The sequence below is a fragment of the Faecalibacterium duncaniae genome (genome assembly GCF_010509575.1).
In the GTDB taxonomy this organism is placed as follows: domain Bacteria; phylum Bacillota; class Clostridia; order Oscillospirales; family Ruminococcaceae; genus Faecalibacterium; species Faecalibacterium duncaniae.
This window is the reverse complement of record NZ_CP048437.1, coordinates 2,238,106-2,256,881: the sequence shown is the minus strand read 5'-3', so window position 1 is coordinate 2,256,881 and position 18,776 is coordinate 2,238,106. Positions and strand designations below refer to the sequence as shown.

Sequence of the window (18,776 nt, the reverse complement as noted above, 5' to 3'; positions counted from 1 at the left end):
TATAATAAATTATTTTTTGATGATTGCAGAAGGCTTCGTGTTGAAAAGACGATTCTTAAAATGCGGGAAAAAGCTTTTCGTAATAATTACTTTTCTTCAGTTAGCGGCTATTGTTTCATTGAGAAAAAAAACGGTTGGTATAGACACAGCGATGTATATTCAACTGCTTGAATGGAGCAAAAATGATATTGAAATCTATTGGATTGAGGCGGGCAGCAGAGCGTATATACATCTGCTAGGTAACATATGCACAACATATACGGAATATCTGGCAGCATGGGCAATACCGACTATGGTGTTGTTTTATCGTTATATAATCCGAAATTCGAAAGATATATACCTTTCAATATACATTTTTGCGAGTTTAATGTTCTATTTCCTAGAGTTCAGTCTGGTGCGGCAAGCGTTGGCGATAGGAATTGTTCTGCAAGCAGTGAGTTTGCTGGATGAGAGAAAATATTTTCGGTATATATTGATCATTTTGATAGCAATGAGTTTCCATTCGAGTGCTGCAGTTTTCTTTTTGCTACTTCCGATTTCCTTTGTGAAATGTAAGATAAATTTGTCGCTGTCTATAATGATTGTAGCGTTATGTGGTATTTGTGCAGTTTTCGGAAGAATATTAACGGAAATCGGGGCAAGACTGATTGGATATTCGAGCTATTTGCAGACCGAATATGCGAACGCTGGAAATGTTCTTCACCCTGCGCTGTTTTTGATCATCTTAATGTTTTGTACGATCTTAAGTATGGGGGCAAAATCTACAAAAAAAAGAAAGTTCAAAATCGAGTATGAAATGTTGGCAGTAGGTGTTCTGTTCTATTGGATTTCACTTTCAGTGCAAATTGTAAATCGAATTCCGTATTATTTTACGGGAAGTGTGATGACGATACTGCCAAATTTGATTGTGGAAATGAAAAACAGAAAACAAGCGAAGATAGTGAATATATGTGTGATAGTTTTTCTCGTTCTCTATGAGTTCTTGATGATAGCGCAAAGTGCCCAAGGAATTATGCCGTATCAATTCTTTTGGGAATGAAAAAGTAGAAGGTTAGGATGAAAAAATGATGAATCAGAAAATTCCGAAGATAATCCATTATTGCTGGTTTGGAGGAAATCCTCTTCCAGAGTTGGCGCAAAAGTGCATTGCATCATGGAAAAAGTACTGCCCGGAATATGAAATTAGAGAGTGGAATGAAAGCAATTTCGACTTGAACTGCTGCGATTATGTTCGGGAAGCTTATGAGGCAAAAAAGTGGGCATTTGTGAGCGATTATGCAAGATTTTGGATTTTGTATCATAAGGGTGGCATTTATTTTGATACTGATGTCGAAATTATTAAACCGCTGAATGAAATTTTAAAACAGGGGGCTTTTTTGGGCTGCGAAACTCGATATACTGTAGCACCCGGATTAGGCATGGCTGCTAATCCCGGATTAGGCATATACAAAGAAATGCTTGATTTTTATGAAAAGCGGCATTTCCGAAATCAGAATGGTGCGATTGATACAACAACAATTGTGACTTATACGACACAGATTTTGGTGCAACACGGATGGAAACCGGATAGAGAAATTCAAACGGTAGAGGGTATTACGATTTATCCGCCAGAGTATTTTTGCCCGATGAATTACAAAAGTGGTGAATTAAATATAACTAAAAATACGAGAACTATCCATCATTATGCGGCATCTTGGTATGGAAAAACGGATAAGCAAATTGCGGCGATCAATAAAAAATGTATTGAGCGTTTTGGAGTAAATGTTGGACAGAAAGTTAGCGCGGTATTAGTTCTTCCGTTTCGACTTAAAAGAAAATTAGAATACAATGGAATCATGAAGAGTAAAAATCAGTAGGGAAAAGTCTATGAACAGCATGCGTTGTATTATAACACGGAACGAGTACTGAGCAGCTATCATGGAGAGTACAGCTTGATTCGGGAAAATCGGCAGTGGATTGATCAATGTTTTCCGGAATGGCGAAACAATCCATATCTCAAAAAGGAACCGTTAACGATGAGGCTGAAAATCTATATGACAGCATCAAATGTTGCGCCGCCGAAATACTATCGCAAAATAAGAAAAACTATTAAAGGAATTGTTAAGAAAATAAATGAACACTGAACGTAGAACCGGTGTAGTTCTGTCATATATTCAAGTCATTTTAAATGTTCTGGTCAACATTATCTATGTTCCGGTATTGTTGCATTACCTTGGCCAAAGTGAATACGGTCTTTATCAAATCGTTGGCTCCTTTTTCTCGTATGTCACGGTATTTGAATCCTGTATGTCTGCGGGAGTCCTGCGCAATTACTGCAATGCACTTGGAAAACAGGATGAACAGTTGGCAAGGGAAATTCTTTCCACAGCACGCAGCATCTATCGGCTGATGGCAGCCGGAATGACAGGGCTTGGAGTTGTTGTAATTTTAGGCTTCCGGGCTTTTTATGCCAGTTCCTTTACGGGGGCGGAACTCCAGGAGAGCACCATCATCCTTGGGATGCTGTTCTGCAATATGGTTGCAACTCTGTTGAGTTCAGTCTATCTGACAGTGATCACAGGGCAGGAACGCTTTGTGTTTTTGAAAATTTCCGGGATCTTACTTCAGACAGTTCAGCCACTGCTTGTGATCCTCTGCGTGATGAGGCTCCCTTATGCAATGTCTGTGACAGCAGTCATTGCAGGTTTGAATTTGGTCAACATCCTGTTTCGCTGGTGGTATGTTCAGTGCAGGTTAGAAATCCGGATTCCGACGCTGAAACCGAATTCAAAAGTGGCAAAAGAAATTTTGACCTTGTCTTCGGCCATCCTGATCGGATGCATCGCAGATCAGATTTTCTGGAAAACAGATCAGGTCATTTTGGGCAAAATGTTCAGCACCGCAGTTGTTGCGGTATACTCTGTTGGTGCGCAGATCTACATGATCTATATGCAGTTTGGGACACAGATCGCAGGTGTTTTTTACCCGCGAGTCAGTGTGTTGTATCAGGAAGAAAATGGATTGCAGAAGGTTTCGGATCTGTTTATTCGGGTTGGAAGGGCTACATTTTTTGTGATACTGCTGGTTTTGTCCGGCTTCATCATTTTTGGTCGTGAATTTCTGCTTGTATGGGTCGGCGAAGGCTATGAGGCAGCCTATTGGGTTGCAATCATTGTAATGCTGCCGTTCTCTGTTGATCTGGCACAAAACCTTGGATTATGCATTCTACAGGTCAAAGGACAGTATGGCTTTCGCGCGAAGATTTACCTGCTAAGTGCACTACTGAACATTATAACAACAGTGTTATTCGCACGCAGGATTGGGATTACCGGTGCGGCACTTTCCACAGGAATTTCGATGTTTCTGACCAGTGGATTGATAATGAACTGGTTTTTTCAGAAAAGAGTCGGCCTGAACATGATAAAGTTCTGGAAAACTACAATTGGCATCATAAGTTTGGCAGTTCTTCTCACCGGGGCTGCATGTTTCATCAAGGGAATGATTTGGCATGATCCGGTATCTGTAATACAATTGGGCCTCGGTATTCTCCTCTATACCATAGTGTACGGCGCAGTAATGTTTTTGTTTGCAGCTGATCCGGCAGAGCGTGAGCTGCTGCAGAGGCTTTTAAAAACAAGAAGAAAGTCAAGATTGTAACTTACAAATGAAGTAAAATAAAAATTTTTGCTGCCAGGAGCGTTCTGCTCTTGGCAGATTTCTTACGCAGTAAATGTTGTGAAGGGAGGAACCCTCACGTCAGGTACAGAACAATATCTGATGACCTGCAAGTAAAATATATTTTTACTGACAACTACTTTGACAATTATCGTGGTTCGAAGGAAGTGAAATTGCTCCATATCAAACATAAATGACTACATTTCCCACACCATGGCTCAAAATCACGTCCGGAGAAATTTCAGTTAATCAGCAGGAACATGTTGGCAATCTAGCTGTCATAGAGCTTCTGAGGAGAGTGCTTGGGAGAGCTGCTGCCCCGACGGAAGCCCTAGACCCAAGGCGTTTGAACCGTGGAATGCTGTAAAAATATACGTTAGAATTAAAAATGCAGGTCAGAAGTGAAACGAATCAAATCCTTGCAAATGACGCTGAAACGTGATATAATTGTGGTACGAACAAACCGGTTTTGGTACGACAACGGTATGGTCTGGTACTGTAACTGTTGTTACGAAACTGTGAAGAACTACTTGGAAAAGTGCAAAAATTCAGCGTAGCTGCGACGACACCTATCAGGTTCAGGTCGTGTCTTGGTACGACAACGAGAACTCCTACACCTCTCAGATGGTCCGTACCATTAAGTACTTCGCTGAGAACTGCTGATCGGAGTTTCTCCTGAGCTGAATAAAGCTTGACTGCGCCCTTTCTCTTGTGTGATGCGAGAGAAAGGGCGCTTTTTGCTGACCATTTTGGATGCGATAAGGCGCTTTCGTAAAATGACGCGATCCATTCGTAATGATCCGACAAAAGCAGCACGCATTCCATCTCCATCTATTGCAACCCTTCTCCCGATATGATAAAATGGTAAAAATAAATGGAGACAACGAAACAGTATGATTACGAAACGTGAAAAACTGCAGTATGGATACCTGTTTCTGATTGATCTGCTCTCTCTGGTTCTCAGCATTGGGCTGGCGTGGGGGCTGACCGCAGGTGTTCTGCACAAGATGGGGGACTTCCAGCTGGACGATCTGGTAGAAGCCTGTTTTTTATTGCTGCTGGCCTATATCCTGACCTTTTTTACATTTGATCAGAGTGAAAATATCGTGAACCGCACTCCGATTCGTGAAGTTGAAATTGCGGTGCGGTTCAATTTTTTGTTGACCCTCATTGATGCGGCCTGCCTGGCGCTGACCAAGGCTTCCATGCTGCATTCTCGCTATTTTCTGGTGTTTGTGCCCGTCATCGATGTCTTTGTGATGACGGGCGCTCATGCTGTCCTCAAAAAGATGCTGGTACGCTCCCGCTATACCAAGGGGATTCAGAGCCTTGTGGGAGTGGTGACCACGCAGGAGAACGCAAGCCCTGTTCTGGAAGAGCTGAAAAAGGACTGGTCCAAGTGTGTGACCGGCCTTGCCATTCTGGAAGCTGCCCCGGAGCAGCTTCACACTGAGATCGATGGGGTGAAGATCGAGGCGAACTTCGATAATTTCATGGACTGGCTGCGGCAGGCAGCGCTGGATGAAGTGTATCTGGATGTGGCGCAGGAGAGTGAGGAGAACATGCTGCCCTATCTCGAGGAGATGGAGAGCATGGGGCTGACGGTCCATTTCCGTCTGCCGGTGCTGGATCGGATCGAAAAAGCCTGCTGCGATGAGACCAGTGCGGTGCGCATCAGCCGGGAACTGAGCCGCTGTGCGGGCGGCAATGTTGTGACGATGGGCACGGTGGAGCTCAAGTTGCGGGATCAGGTGCTGAAACGGACCATGGATATCGTAGGCGGCATCGTGGGGTGCATCATCAGTATCCCCATCATTGCGTTGGTGGCCATTCCGCTCAAGCTGGAAAGCCCCGGCCCGCTGATCTTCAAGCAGCGCCGGGTGGGCCGGAATGGACGTGTGTTCTACATCCACAAGCTGCGCAGCATGTATGTGGACGCGGAGGCACGCAAAAAGGAGCTGATGGCCCAGAACGAAATGAACGGCCTGATGTTCAAGATGGAAGATGACCCCCGGATTACCCGGGTGGGCCGCTTCATCCGTCGCACCAGCATCGATGAGCTGCCGCAGTTTTTTGACGTTGTGCGGGGCTCCATGAGCCTAGTGGGTACCCGCCCGCCCACGCTGGATGAATACCGGCAGTACGAGAGCCATCACAAGCGCCGCCTTTCCATGAAGCCGGGAATTACCGGCCTGTGGCAGGTAAGTGGCCGCAGCGATATTGATGATTTTGAAGAAGTGGTCAAGCTGGATGTCCAGTACATCGACAACTGGTCCATTTGGATGGATATCTACCTGCTGTTCAGGACGGTGGGCGTTGTGTTTGACCGGAAAGGGGCAAAATGAATTATATTCTTTTTGGTGGATCTGGTTTTATCGGCACCCATCTCATTCATTTGCTGCTGAAGGAGTGCGTCAGACCCAGCGACGTGATCTACGACCTGGATCTTGTGATGCCCGGGGAAGAGGGCGTGGTGCCGGGCATTGTGGAAAAGAACGATGGGGTGCAGTATATCCGGCTGGATGTGCGCAAGCCCATCGATTTTGAGTTCGTTCCGACTCCGGAGGACGTGATTTTTGATCTGGCAGCGGTCCACCGCACCCCCGGCCACCCGGAAGAAGCCTATTTTGAAACAAATATCCGGGGCGCGGAAAATGTGACCGCATTTGCGGAAAAATACGGCATCCGGAAGATCTTATTCACCAGTTCCATTGCACCCTATGGTGCGTCTGAGGACCTTAAGACGGAGGAGACTCTGCCAACTCCCAACACGCCGTATGGAATCAGCAAGCTGGTGGCAGAAAAGATCCACCAGATCTGGCAGGCCCGTGATCCGGCCCGGGAGCTGACCATCGTGCGGCCAGGCATCGTTTATGGCAAAGGGGAGCACGGCAACATGACCCGCCTGTACAGGGGGCAGAAGAAGGGCTACTTTTTTTATGCCGGCCGGAAGGACACCATCAAGGCGTGCATCTATGTCAAGGAGTTGGTGCGCTTCTTCAAGTACCGGATGCTGGATCATTCCTTCCCCGGAGCAGAGATCTATAACTGTACCTACGAGCCGGCTTATACCATTGAAGAAATCTGCGATACAATGCAGAAGGCGACCGGCCTGCACCGCCATGTGCCGTTGGTGCCCGCCGGACTGCTGCTGTTTGCGGCGGGCATTCTGGGACCCATCGGGGGCAAAAAGATGGGCATCCATCCCGCCCGTGTCCGGAAGCTGATGGTATCCACCAATGTCTGCGGCAGAAAGCTGGCCGCCACCGATTACAAGTTCCACTATACGCTGGAGGAGAGCTTCCGGGACTGGTTCGAGGATTGTGACCGCAAGGAGCTGGTATGACCATGGAGCAGAATGCACAGCCCATCCGTGTGGCCCAGATGATGACGGATATGAACTACGGCGGTGTGGAGATGGTGGTGATGAACTACTACCGCCACATGGACCGTTCCAGAGTTCAGTTTGATTTTTTCGCGCTGGAAGGCTCGACCCTACCCCAGCGGGAAGAGATCGAACGGCTGGGCGGCCGGGTGTATGTGGTGCCAAAATATACCCACCTGCCGCAGTATGAACGGGAGATCGGGCGGCTGTTCCGTCAGAACGGATACCAGATCGTTCACTCCCACATGAACACCCTGAGCGTGCTTTCCCTCTGGGGGGCAAAGCGTGCAGGGGTGCCCAACCGGATCGCGCATAACCATTCTACGGTGGGCAGGGGAGAAGGGGCAAAAAATGTGATGAAGTACCTGCTCCGTCCCTTTGCCGCAGTGTATCCCACCCGGCTCTGTGCCTGCTCCAGAACGGCAGGCAGCTGGCTTTATGGTGAAAAGCCTTTCCGGGTGTTCAACAATGCCATTGAGCTCGACCGCTTTACTTATGATGCCGCCCAACGGAAAGCTGTCCGGCAGGAGCTTGGCCTGGGGGATGAACTGGTGCTGGGCCATGTCGGACGGTTCTGCTATGCCAAAAATCACGAATTTCTGCTGGATGTAATGGCGGAGGTCTGCAAGCAACGGCCGGATGCCGTTTTACTGCTGATCGGAGAAGGGGAAAACGAGGCCGCTGCCCGCCGGAAAGCGGAGGCACTGGGGCTGCAGGAGAATGTCCGCTTTCTGGGCCGCCAGAGCGATCCCGCAAAGTTTTATCAGGCCATGGATGCCTTTGTTCTGCCCTCGCGGTATGAGGGGCTTGGGATCGTGCTGATCGAAGCACAAGCGGCGGCATTGCCGGTCATCTGTTCCACGGAGGTGCCGCAGGAGGCTCAGGTCCTGCCCGAGATGCAGTACCTGAGCTTGCAGGAAAGCCCGGCAGTCTGGGCGGATGCGGCGATCCGGGCTGCAGAAAATGCCCGGCGGCGGGATACCTCTGCTGAGATGCGGGCAGGCGGCTTTGATATCGTCACCGAGGCGAAGAAGCTGGAAGAGTTTTACTTCGATCTGCTGAAATGAGGAGATAAGATGGATCCTTTGGTAAGCATCATCGTTCCTGTTTATAATGTAAAGCCATATCTGAACCGCTGTGTGAACAGCTTGCTGGGGCAGAGCTATCAGAACATGGAGCTGCTGCTGGTGGACGACGGCTCCACCGATGGCAGCGAGACCCTCTGTGGTGAATATGCTGCACAGGATGCCCGGGTGCGGGTGCTCCACAAGAAAAATGGCGGTCTGTCCGATGCCCGCAACGCTGGTGTGGACGCAGCAAAGGGGGAATACCTCTCTTTTGTGGATGGCGATGACTGGGTGTCACCCTATTACATCGAGAACCTGTACCGGGCACTGGAGCAGGCAGGAGCGGATTTTTCAGCCAGCTGTTTTGAAGAGGTGTTCGAGGGCCAGCCGGTGCAGTCCGTGCCCACAGAGCGTCTGGAAGCATTCGAGATCCTGAGCCGGGAGGAATGCCTGCGCCGCATCCTGTATCAGGAGGGCATGGAGGTGACCACCCCCACCAAGCTCTATAAGCGTGCACTGTTTGAGGGCGTGCGCTACCCGGTGGGCAAGCTCTATGAGGATATCCCGGTCGCCTACGAGGTGACAAAGCGTGCCCATAAGGCGGCACATATCGCAAACCGGGATTACTATTATTTCCAGCGGGGCAGCAGCATCCAGAATATGGCCTTCAACCCCAGAAAGCTGGACAGCGTGCGGCACTGCCACGCGCTGATGGAAAACGTAAAGCGTGATTTCCCCCGGCTGAGCCGTGCGGCGGAGTGCCGCTATCTGAGCAATGTCTGCAATATCCTGTTCCAGATTCAGGACAGGCAGCATGAAAAAATAGAGAAGGCTCTCTGGCAGGAAGTGAAAAAATACCGCCGGAATGTTCTGCTGGATCCGCAGGCCCGCAAAAAGGCCCGGCTGGCGGCGGCGCTTTCCTACAGCGGCTATGCCATGACCCGACGGGTTTATGAAAAAACGCAGTGGCGTGGAAAAAAGTAAAGTGGAGGGATCCGGTTGGAGGAAAGAAAACCGCTTGTATCGGTCATTGTGCCGGTCTATAATGTTTATCCGTATCTGCGGGACTGTGTGCAGAGTGTGCAGGCGCAGAGTTACCAGAACTGGGAGCTGCTTTTGGTAGATGACGGCTCCACCGATGGCAGCGGAGAGCTTTGTGATGAACTGGCTGCGGAGGATGGCCGCATCCGGGTGTTCCATAAACCCAATGGGGGGCAGTCTGATGCCCGGAACGTTGGGTTGAAACAGGCGCAGGGAAAATATTTTTACCTGCTGGACAGCGATGACCTGATCCGCTCCACAGCGTTTGACCAATTTGTGGAGCGCTGTGAGGCAGATGGTGCTGATGCAGCCCTGACCCCGCTGGAGATGTTCTCGACAGAGCAGCCGGAGGGACGGACAGAAAATTCGCACCAGATCCCAGAGATGCTGAACCGGGAAGAGACCATGCGCCGGATGCTGCTTCATCAGGGCATCGGGCATGGAGCAGGCGGCGTTTTCTTCCGGCGGGAGGTTTGGGGAGATTTGCAGTTCCCCGTTGGCGTCCTGTACGAGGACTATGCGGTAATGTATCGGGCCATTGCCCGCTGTGCAAAAGTGGAAGTGTTTCCGGAACCGATGTACGATTACCGCATCCATACCGGTTCGACCATGAAGAGCGGCATTGCCGAGAAGAATCTGGTCATTCTGGATGTGGGCGAAGACGTGACCCGCTTTATTGCGGAAACGGTCCCTGTGCTGAAAGCAGAAGCGGAATATCTGCAGCTGGTTACATACCTGAAGACACTGAAAGGCATTCTGGATGGCGGCTTTGCCAGCTATCCGGAGGCTCAGGCACTGATCTGCCGCTTTGTGCAGGAACACCGGGCGCTTACCCGGCGGCCCTGGGCCAAAAGAGCAGACCGGATCAAGGTGGAAACACTTCTGATCAGCAAGCGGCTGTTTTATGCCGTTTATGGTCTGGGAGAATGGAAAAATAAACACACGGTCGAAAAATAAAATGGAGAAGTTATGCTGATTTATCTGGGGGCTTTTGCGGTTTCTGTGGGCATTGCCGCCTATGGTGAGCACCTGCGGACGAAGAAAAACAACGAGAAGGGCTTTTATCTCTGCCTGGCGCTGGCGGTGCTGGTGATGGCGGTATTGGCAGGCTTGCGGGACCCGTCCATTGGCACGGACAGCGTGGTGTATGAGGAATGGGTGGCGGATGCAAAGCTGCAGGATGGTCTGCTGGCCTGCATCCGGCAGCGGCACAAAACAGAGCCGCTGTTTATGACGCTGGTCTATCTGGCGGCCCATGTTTTTGGTGATGTCCACTGGCTCTACTTTATGGTGGACCTGCTGGCCTGCGGCCTGTTTATGATCGGGCTGGTGCAGTATAAGGAGTATGTCTCCGTGCCCTATGGCTGGCTGGCTTACCTCTGCCTGTATTATGGCGATACCTACAATGCCGAGCGGCAGTCTGTGGCGCTGGGCGTGGCATTTCTGGCGTTCAGCTTTGTGTGGAAGAAAAAGTATCACTGGGCGGTCCTACTGCTGGCGGTCTCCTGCCTGTTCCACAATGCCACCTTTATCTCGTTTGGTGCGCTGCTGATCTATATCCTGCTTCAGCATTTCGACAACTGGTGGGTCAAGGGTGGCCTGGCGGCATTTTCGGTCTACCTTGCCTTCTTCAGCAAGGCTGTGGTCAGGCTGGCCCTGAATGTGGACTTCATTGATCGACTTTACGGATATTATTATGATGCCAATGCGGGCGGTTTCACGCTGAACCCCATCATTGTGCGTCTGCCGTTCCTGATCCTGCCCATTGTGCTGTATCGCTGGTACGCAAAAGAGGAAGGGGAGGGCCGCCGCCGCTTTACCCGCTCGGATGCTGATTTCTGGATCGTGATGATCCTGATCGAGATGGCAACGGCCCAGCTGCGCAACATCAATGTGCCGCTCTACCGCATCTGCCTGTATTTTGCGTTCTTCCGTTATCTCGCCATTGGCCGTGTGGTCAAGTGCGTGGAGGATGAGCGTCTGCGCAAGCTGCTGAAGGCTGCCATGTGGGGAATGCTGGTCATCATCTGGATCTATCAGGCGTATATTCAGGGCAACAATGCCATTTGTCCGTACACCTCGGAGATCCTCCACATCGGCAGAGAAACATTCTTCTGAGGGAACAGAACATGGAGACAGAGCTGATCAGTGTCATTGTTCCGGTCTACAATGTGGAGCGATATCTCTGCCGCTGCGTGGACAGCATCCTGCACCAGACCTATCGGAATCTTGAGGTCCTGCTGGTGGATGATGGTTCCACCGATGCCAGTGGAGCCATCTGCGACGAATATGCCGCACAGGAAGAACGTGTAACGGCAGTCCACCAGAAAAACGGGGGCCTCTCTGCAGCACGCAACACAGGGCTCGAACGGGCAAAGGGAACGTATCTCTGCTTTGTGGACAGTGATGATCTTCTGGACAGCCGGATGCTGGAAACGCTCTGCCGTGACCTGCAGGAACAGGATGCGGACGTGGCTGTGGTGGGCTTCCGGATGTTTGAACGGGAGGAAGAGCTTGCCCCGGCTGAACTCGCCGTACCGGTGCAGTGTATGACAGGCCGGGAGGCCATCCGCAGCACCCTTGTCTCGGATGAGCTGGGGGATTTTGCCTGGAACAAGCTCTACAAGCGGGAGCTGTTCCGGGATATCCGCTATCCGCTGGGGCGGATGATGGAAGATCAGGGTACGACATACCGCATTTTTCAGCAGTGCAGCAAGGTCGTATACCGCCCGGTGCCGCTGTATTATTACTATCAGCGCCCGGACAGCATCCTTCACCGCAGGAACATGAAGTTCTATGAGGATAAGCTGGATATGGGCTATCAGAAATATCGGGCCATCCGGGAAGCATACCCGGGAATGCCGGAGAATGATGCTGCCATGCTGAGCGTGGTGGAGCACTGCTATCCGTATCTGATGCAGGACACGGTGCGCCGCGCAAAGATGGAGGCCTTTCTGCAGGAGTGTGACCCGGCGGCGGCAAAGCTGCTCTGCACCAGCAGCCAGCGGAAGTATCAGCTGCTCAGATGCAGCCGGAGGCTGTATGCAAAACTGTTCCTGCTGAAAAACGGCCCGGCGGCAAAATAAGGGAGGAAAATTTGTGCTGAACGATACCGTCAGTATCATTGTGCCGATCTATAACAAGGAAAAGTATCTGGAAAAATGTCTGGACAGCATCCTTGGTCAGACCTATCGGGATCTGGAGATCATTCTGGTGGATGATGAGTCAACAGACAACTCCCTTGCCATCTGCCAGCGCTGCGCGGAAAAAGATCCGCGGATCAAGATATACCATAAGTCAAACGGTGGTGTTTCCTCTGCGCGAAATCTGGGACTGGAAAAAAGTACAGGCACGCTGATTTCTTTTGCTGACCCGGATGATTCACTCCATGCCGAGTGCATAGAGCGGCTCAAAAGAGTGCTGGATGAGACCGGTGCGGAGATTGCTTATTGTTACGGTCTGGATCTTCTGGGCACGACCGGACGAACCCAGACAAAGAGCGATGAGACGGAGAAAGTCAGTGTTATGCCGGTCAGACGATATGACTGGAACAGCCGGAAGGCACATACAGTGTGCTGGGGAGCAGTTTACCGCCGCGCGGTCACGCAAGACGTTGCGTTTGATACTGACTTGAAAATTGGTGAGGATACGCTGTTTCTTGCGAAATGTATCCGAAAGGCAGAAAAAATTGCCTGCATCGACAAGGCACTTTACTATTACTATGTCAACGATGACTCGGTGACGAGCGGGCATTACTCGGCAGGAAAACTGACAGAGCTGAAGGCATGGCAGCGTATCTGCAAAGTGTTTGCAGATGAACCGTTCGTGTACCGGTCTGCACGGGCCGGATATGCGCTCCGGTGCAGAGAAATTGTGGTGAAATACTGCAAGGATGATGCTTTTATGGAGCAGGCGTGTGCCGAAGCGGAACGGGAGTTTAAGAGAAATGCCGGCCCCCTTCTGCTAGGCTGGCTTCGTGCAGGGCAGTATCGGTATTTTATAAAAACGTTGTATTCGTATCTGCTCTGGAACAGCTGGCTGAAAAAGAAACAGGCCAGAAAAACTTACGAAGTGGAGATCTGAATGAAAAAGTCCCTCAGTCTGAATGCAGCGATGAGCGCATTCAAGACACTGATGAATATTATCTTCCCGCTCATCACATTCCCTTACGCTTCTAATGTTCTTCAGGTGGAAAACCTGGGCAAAGTGAACTTTGCAAGCTCCGTCTGCGGGTATTTTCTGCTGTTTGCAGGCCTTGGCATCTCCTCCTATGCGGTGCGTGAGGGCTCCCGCTATGTGAATGACCGGGAAAAACTGTCGGCTTTTGCATCGGAGATGTTCTCCATCAATATGATCTCCACGGCCCTGACCTATGCGGCATTGGCGGTGACGATGCTTTTCTGGACAAAGCTCCATGCCTATACCGACCTGATGCTGGTGCTGAGTTTACAGATTTTCTTTACGACCATCGGTACCGAATGGGTGTTCACGATCTTTGAGGAGTATACCTATATCACCATCCGAGGCCTGCTGTTTCAGGTGCTGTCCATTTTCATGCTGTTTGCCTTCGTCAAGACCCGGGATGACTACTGCATCTATGCGGGCATCACGGTGTTTGCGGCGGTAGGTGCCAATGTGCTCAACTTTTTCCGGGTCCGGCGGTACTGCACCATCTGGCTGACAAGAAGGATCGACTGGAAAAAGCACCTCAAGCCCATCCTCATCATCTTTGCATCCACGCTGGCAACGACCCTTTATGTCAGTTCGGATACCACGATTCTGGGCATTCTGGGAACAGATTACAATGTGGGCATTTACTCGGTGGCGGGTAAGATCTATGGCATTGTAAAGAACCTGCTTTCGGCGGTGCTGGTGGTGTCTATCCCGCGGCTGTCCCATTATGCGGGCGTGGGGGACAAGGCAAACTTCAACAAGCTGTTCAACAATATCTTCAACGCGCTCATCGTGGTGGTGGCTCCGGCTGTGGTGGGACTGTTTGCCCTCAGCCGGGAGGTCGTCCTCTTTATTTCCGGGGAAAGCTATCTGGATGCGGTGATGCCCCTGCAGATCCTGAGTCTTGCCCTGATCGTCTGTCTGTTTGGCTGGCTGTACAATTCCTGCGCGCTTCTGCCCTGCGGAAGAGAAAAGGAACTGTTCTGGATCACGCTGGTCAGCGGTCTGCTGAACGTGGGGCTGAACATCCTGCTCATCCCGCGGTTCCGGGAGAATGCGGCGGCCTTTACCACCCTGCTGGCAGAGCTGTGCTCCATGATACTCTGTATCCGCTGCTCCAGGGGTCTGGTCACGGTCTCAGCTGACCGGCGCACCGTTGGCTCGGTGCTCTGCGGCTGTGTGGGTATCGTTCTTGTCTGTACCGGGGTCAAGGCACTGGCTCTGCCCAATCTCATCTGCATTCTGGCGGCAGTGCTGGGCTCAGTGGCTGCATACGCGGTCATCCTGCTGGGCATGAAAAATCCGCTGGTGCTGGAATATCTGGAAAAAGCGAAGCAGAAGTTCCGGAAAACATCCTGAATGGACAGGACCCGCTGCGGGGGCGAACACTCCCTGCGGCGGGTCTTTTTCAGAAAAAACGGCGTTTTTTGGTGCGTTCCGGCAAAATCACCACATTTCTTTGCTTCTGCAACAAATGTTTGTTAATAAATTATCCATCCCCTGTCCTTGCAATACACACGCTTTTTGTTTATAATAAGGATGTACGGGGAAGTTCGCAGTGCGCGGCCCCCGATGAAGAGCAAAATTCGATTCCGAACGAAAAGAATTTGAGAGGAGTTTGTTACCATGGGTTTAGGTAAGAAAACGATCGACGATCAGAATTACTGCGGCAAGAAGGTCCTTGTCCGCTGCGATTTCAATGTCCCGATGAAGGACGGCGTGATCACCAACGAGAACCGCATCAATGCGGCTCTGCCCACCATCCAGAAGCTGGTCAACGATGGTGCTAAGGTCATCCTGTGCAGCCACCTGGGCAAACCCAAGAACGGCCCCGAGGCAAAGTTCAGCCTGGCACCCGTTGCTGTGGCTCTGAGCGCAAAGCTGGGCAAGACCGTTGTGTTCGCTGATGACGATAACGTTGTGGGCGAGAACGCAAAGGCTGCTGTTGCCGCAATGAACAACGGCGATGTCGTTCTGCTGCAGAACACCCGTTTCCGCAAGGAAGAAACCAAGAACATGCCTGAGTTCAGCCAGGAGCTGGCTTCTCTGGCAGATGCATACGTTGACGATGCATTCGGCAGCTGCCACCGTGCACACTGCTCCACCGCAGGTGTCACCGACTACATTAAGGATACCGCTGTCGGTTACCTGATGGAGAAGGAGATCAAGTACCTGGGCAACGCTGTCAACAATCCCGTCCGTCCCTTCACCGCCATCCTGGGCGGCGCTAAGGTCGCCGATAAGCTGAACGTCATCTCCAATCTGCTGGAGAAGGTCGATACCCTGATCATCGGCGGCGGCATGGCTTACACCTTCGTCAAGGCACAGGGCTACGAAGTCGGCAAGAGCCTGTGCGACGATACCAAGCTGGATTACTGCAAGGAAATGATGGCCAAGGCCAAGGAGAAGGGCGTGAAGCTGCTGCTGCCTGTGGATGCAGCCTGCATCAAGGACTTCCCCGATCCCATCGACGCTCCCGTGGATGTCACTGTGGTGCCCGTCACTGCCATCCCTGCTGACATGGAGGGCTGCGATATCGGCCCCGAGACCATGAAGCTGTTTGCCGATGCTGTCAAGGCATCCAAGACCGTGGTGTGGAACGGCCCCATGGGCGTGTTCGAGAACCCCACCCTGGCAGCTGGTACTCTGGCTGTTGCCAAGGCTATGGCTGAGAGCGATGCTACCACCGTGATCGGCGGCGGCGACAGCGCAGCAGCTGTGCAGCAGATGGGCCTGGGCGACAAGATGACCCACATCTCTACCGGCGGCGGCGCTTCTCTGGAGTATCTGGAGGGCAAGGAGCTGCCTGGTATCGCTGTGATCCAGAACGCATAAGCATCTGAACCAGCATCACTGAGGTGCGGCGGCATATACGCCGCCGCACTTTTTATTTTGGGTAATAAGATCTCTCAGGCTTGCCGACGCTCGCCAGCTCCCCATCCGGGAGGCAGGAGATGTCGTTTATCCTGCCTCTCCTGCCGGGAGAGGCGGCACCGAAGGCGGCGGGGAGGTATTTTGTGATAAGGAGATCGTTAGAATGGATAAGGCAAAGCGTAAGGCAATCATTGCAGGCAACTGGAAGATGAACAAGACCGCCACTGAGGCAGCCAAGCTGGTGGATGAGCTGATCCCCGCCGTCAAGGATGCTTCCTGTGAGGTCGTTATCTGCACCCCCTACACCGATCTGGTCACCGCTGTGGAAAAGACCAAGGGCACCAACATCCATGTGGGTGCTGAGAATGTCCACTTTGAGAAGTCCGGTGCGTTCACCGGCGAGATCAGCGCCGATATGCTGGTGGATCTGGGCGTGGAGTACGTCATCGTCGGCCACTCCGAGCGCCGCCAGTACTTTGCAGAGACCGACCAGACCGTGAACAAGCGCGCTCTGGCTGCCCTGAATGCGGGCCTGAAGGTCATCATCTGCGTGGGCGAGAGCCTGCAGCAGCGCGAGGAGGGCGTGACCGAGGAGCTGGTGCGGATGCAGACCAAGATCGCCCTGCGCGACGTGACCGCCGAGCAGATGGCAAATGTGGTCATTGCCTACGAGCCCATCTGGGCCATCGGCACCGGCAAGACCGCGACCGCTGACCAGGCCGAGGAGGTCTGCGCTCAGATCCGCAAGGTCATTGGCGAAGTGTACGGCGAGGCTGTGGCCGAGGCTGTCACGGTCCAGTACGGCGGCAGCATGAACGCCAAGAACTGCGAGGAGCTGCTGAGCAAGAAGGATGTGGACGGCGGTCTGATCGGCGGCGCATCTCTGAAGGCTCCTGATTTTGCTGTTATCGTCAATGCCGCTTCCAACGGCTGAGAAGGCCCTCTGACCTGTTTTCCCAGCGCCCGGCTGCGCCGTTTTTCCAGCGCTGTGCCGGGCGCTATTTGTTCTAAATCAAAGGAGATTCAACGTTATGTCCAAGAAACCTGTACTTCTGTGCATCATGGATGGCTTTGGCTGGGTGCCCAACGAGACCTACGGCAATGCCGTAGTCGCCGCAAAGACCCCCCATCTGGATGCCCTGATGGAAAAATATCCCATGACCACCATCGATGCCTCCGGCATGGCTGTCGGCCTGCCCGATGGCCAGATGGGCAACTCTGAGGTGGGCCACACCAACATGGGCGCTGGCCGCATCGTTTACCAGCAGCTGACCCTCATCACCAAATCCATCCGGGACGGTGAAATGTTCAAGAACCCCGTGCTGGTCAAGAACATGAAGGCCGCCATTGAGGCAGGCAAGGCCATCCACCTGATGGGCCTGGTGGGCACCGGCGGTGTCCACAGCCACGCTGACCACTGGTTCGGCGTGCTGGAAATGGCAAAGCACATGGGCGCAAAGGAAGTCTACCTGCACTGCATCACCGATGGCCGTGATACCGACCCCCACGCCGGCAAGGGCTTCCTGGCTGACCTGCAGGCCAAGCTGGATGAGCTGGGCGTTGGCAAGATCGCCAGCGTTTCCGGCCGTTACTACGCCATGGACCGCGACAACAACTGGGACCGCGAGGAGAAGGCTTACGCCGCATTCGTCTACGGTGAGGGCAACCACGCTGCCAACGCTGCCGAGGCCATTGAGGCATCCTATGCTGCCGATAAGACCGACGAGTTCGTTCTGCCCTGCGTCACCTGTGAGGGCGGCCGCGTGCAGGATGGCGATACCGTCATCTTTATGAACTTCCGTCCCGACCGTGCCCGCCAGATGACCCGCATCTTCTGCGATGACGACTTCAAGGGCTTTGAGCGCCGCGGCGGCCGCAAGCAGGTCAACTATGTCTGCATGGCCGAGTACGATGCCACCATGCCCAACTGCGAGGTCGCCTATCCTCCCGTGGAGCTGAAGAATGTTCTGGGCCAGTACCTGTCCGAGAATGGCAAGACCCAGCTGCGTATTGCCGAGACCGAGAAGTATGCACACGTCACCTTCTTCTTCAACGGCGGTGTGGAGGCTCCCTACGAGGGTGAGGACCGCTGCGTCATCCCCAGCCCGAAGGTTGCCACCTACGACCTGCAGCCTGAGATGAGCGCCCCTGAGGTGGCTGCTGAGTGCGTCAAGCGCATCGAGAGCGGCAAGTATGATGTGGTCATCCTGAACTTTGCCAACTGCGACATGGTCGGCCACACCGGCGTGTTCGATGCCGCTGTCAAGGCCGTTGAGGCTGTGGATACCGCTGTGGATCAGGTGGTCACCGCTGTGCTGAACGCAGGCGGCTGTGCCTTTATCACGGCTGACCACGGCAACGCCGAGAAGATGATGAACCCGGACGGCACTCCCTTCACCGCCCACACCACCAACGTGGTGCCTTTTGTGGCCGTTGGCTGCGGCGATGTGAAGCTGCGCGAGGGCGGCTGCCTGGCAGATATCGCCCCTACCATGCTGCCCTATATCGGCCTGCCTGTCCCCGCTGAGATGACCGGCAAGAGCATCATCGTGGAGTAAGCACTCCGCAAAAAAGCTTTCCTG

Annotated in this window: 15 protein-coding genes; all 15 read left to right on the top strand. The window is 52.5% G+C overall.

All coding sequences use genetic code 11. From position 1 onward, the window contains the following. Positions 1–40 precede the first annotated feature (40 nt). The 15 genes from GXM22_RS10890 to gpmI all read left to right on the top strand — a co-directional run bounded on the left by GXM22_RS10890 (position 41) and on the right by gpmI (position 18,752). Positions 41–1,039 (top strand): EpsG family protein, encoded by a 999-nt coding sequence (locus GXM22_RS10890; RefSeq protein ID WP_157747395.1) that lies wholly within the window; start codon positions 41–43, stop codon positions 1,037–1,039. Between the two features lie 25 nt (positions 1,040–1,064). Beyond that, positions 1,065–1,856, top strand: coding sequence for a glycosyltransferase family 32 protein (locus GXM22_RS10885; RefSeq protein WP_005931105.1), 792 nt, complete (start codon positions 1,065–1,067; stop codon positions 1,854–1,856). 256 nt (positions 1,857–2,112) lie between these two features. Continuing rightward, complete coding sequence (locus tag GXM22_RS10880; RefSeq protein ID WP_005931097.1) at positions 2,113–3,636, top strand: oligosaccharide flippase family protein; 1,524 nt, start codon at positions 2,113–2,115, stop codon at positions 3,634–3,636. A gap of 911 nt (positions 3,637–4,547) precedes the next feature. Next, positions 4,548–5,999 (top strand): sugar transferase, encoded by a 1,452-nt coding sequence (locus GXM22_RS10875; RefSeq protein WP_005931089.1) that lies wholly within the window; start codon positions 4,548–4,550, stop codon positions 5,997–5,999. Continuing rightward, positions 5,996–7,000 carry an NAD-dependent epimerase/dehydratase family protein gene (locus GXM22_RS10870; protein WP_005931087.1) on the top strand — a complete coding sequence of 335 codons (1,005 nt, stop codon included), beginning with the start codon at positions 5,996–5,998 and terminating at the stop codon, positions 6,998–7,000. The genes GXM22_RS10875 and GXM22_RS10870 overlap by 4 nt, the downstream gene beginning before the upstream one ends. Before the next feature lie 2 nt (positions 7,001–7,002). Continuing rightward, positions 7,003–8,106, top strand: coding sequence for a glycosyltransferase family 1 protein (locus tag GXM22_RS10865; protein WP_035393852.1), 1,104 nt, complete (start codon positions 7,003–7,005; stop codon positions 8,104–8,106). 9 nt (positions 8,107–8,115) lie between these two features. Then, positions 8,116–9,090: a glycosyltransferase family 2 protein gene (locus GXM22_RS10860; protein ID WP_005931083.1), complete on the top strand. Its 975-nt coding sequence runs from the start codon at positions 8,116–8,118 to the stop codon at positions 9,088–9,090. 15 nt (positions 9,091–9,105) lie between these two features. After that, positions 9,106–10,104 (top strand): glycosyltransferase family 2 protein, encoded by a 999-nt coding sequence (locus tag GXM22_RS10855; protein ID WP_035393673.1) that lies wholly within the window; start codon positions 9,106–9,108, stop codon positions 10,102–10,104. A gap of 12 nt (positions 10,105–10,116) precedes the next feature. Continuing rightward, positions 10,117–11,265, top strand: coding sequence for an EpsG family protein (locus tag GXM22_RS10850; protein ID WP_005931079.1), 1,149 nt, complete (start codon positions 10,117–10,119; stop codon positions 11,263–11,265). An 11-nt stretch (positions 11,266–11,276) separates the two neighbouring features. Next, positions 11,277–12,233: a glycosyltransferase family 2 protein gene (locus GXM22_RS10845; RefSeq protein WP_005931076.1), complete on the top strand. Its 957-nt coding sequence runs from the start codon at positions 11,277–11,279 to the stop codon at positions 12,231–12,233. Positions 12,234–12,246: 13 nt separating this feature from the next. Beyond that, the gene (locus GXM22_RS10840; RefSeq protein WP_005931073.1) at positions 12,247–13,230 is read left to right on the top strand and encodes a glycosyltransferase family 2 protein; all 984 of its coding nucleotides are present in this window, start codon (positions 12,247–12,249) and stop codon (positions 13,228–13,230) included. Then, positions 13,231–14,679, top strand: coding sequence for a flippase (locus GXM22_RS10835; protein WP_005931071.1), 1,449 nt, complete (start codon positions 13,231–13,233; stop codon positions 14,677–14,679). A 267-nt stretch (positions 14,680–14,946) separates the two neighbouring features. After that, positions 14,947–16,155 carry a phosphoglycerate kinase gene (locus GXM22_RS10830; RefSeq protein WP_005931064.1) on the top strand — a complete coding sequence of 403 codons (1,209 nt, stop codon included), beginning with the start codon at positions 14,947–14,949 and terminating at the stop codon, positions 16,153–16,155. A 202-nt stretch (positions 16,156–16,357) separates the two neighbouring features. Further along, a complete protein-coding gene (tpiA, locus tag GXM22_RS10825; RefSeq protein WP_005931061.1) occupies positions 16,358–17,128 on the top strand; it encodes a triose-phosphate isomerase in 771 nt (256 codons plus the stop codon). Between the two features lie 97 nt (positions 17,129–17,225). Beyond that, positions 17,226–18,752: a 2,3-bisphosphoglycerate-independent phosphoglycerate mutase gene (gpmI, locus tag GXM22_RS10820; RefSeq protein ID WP_005931058.1), complete on the top strand. Its 1,527-nt coding sequence runs from the start codon at positions 17,226–17,228 to the stop codon at positions 18,750–18,752. Positions 18,753–18,776 lie beyond the last annotated feature (24 nt).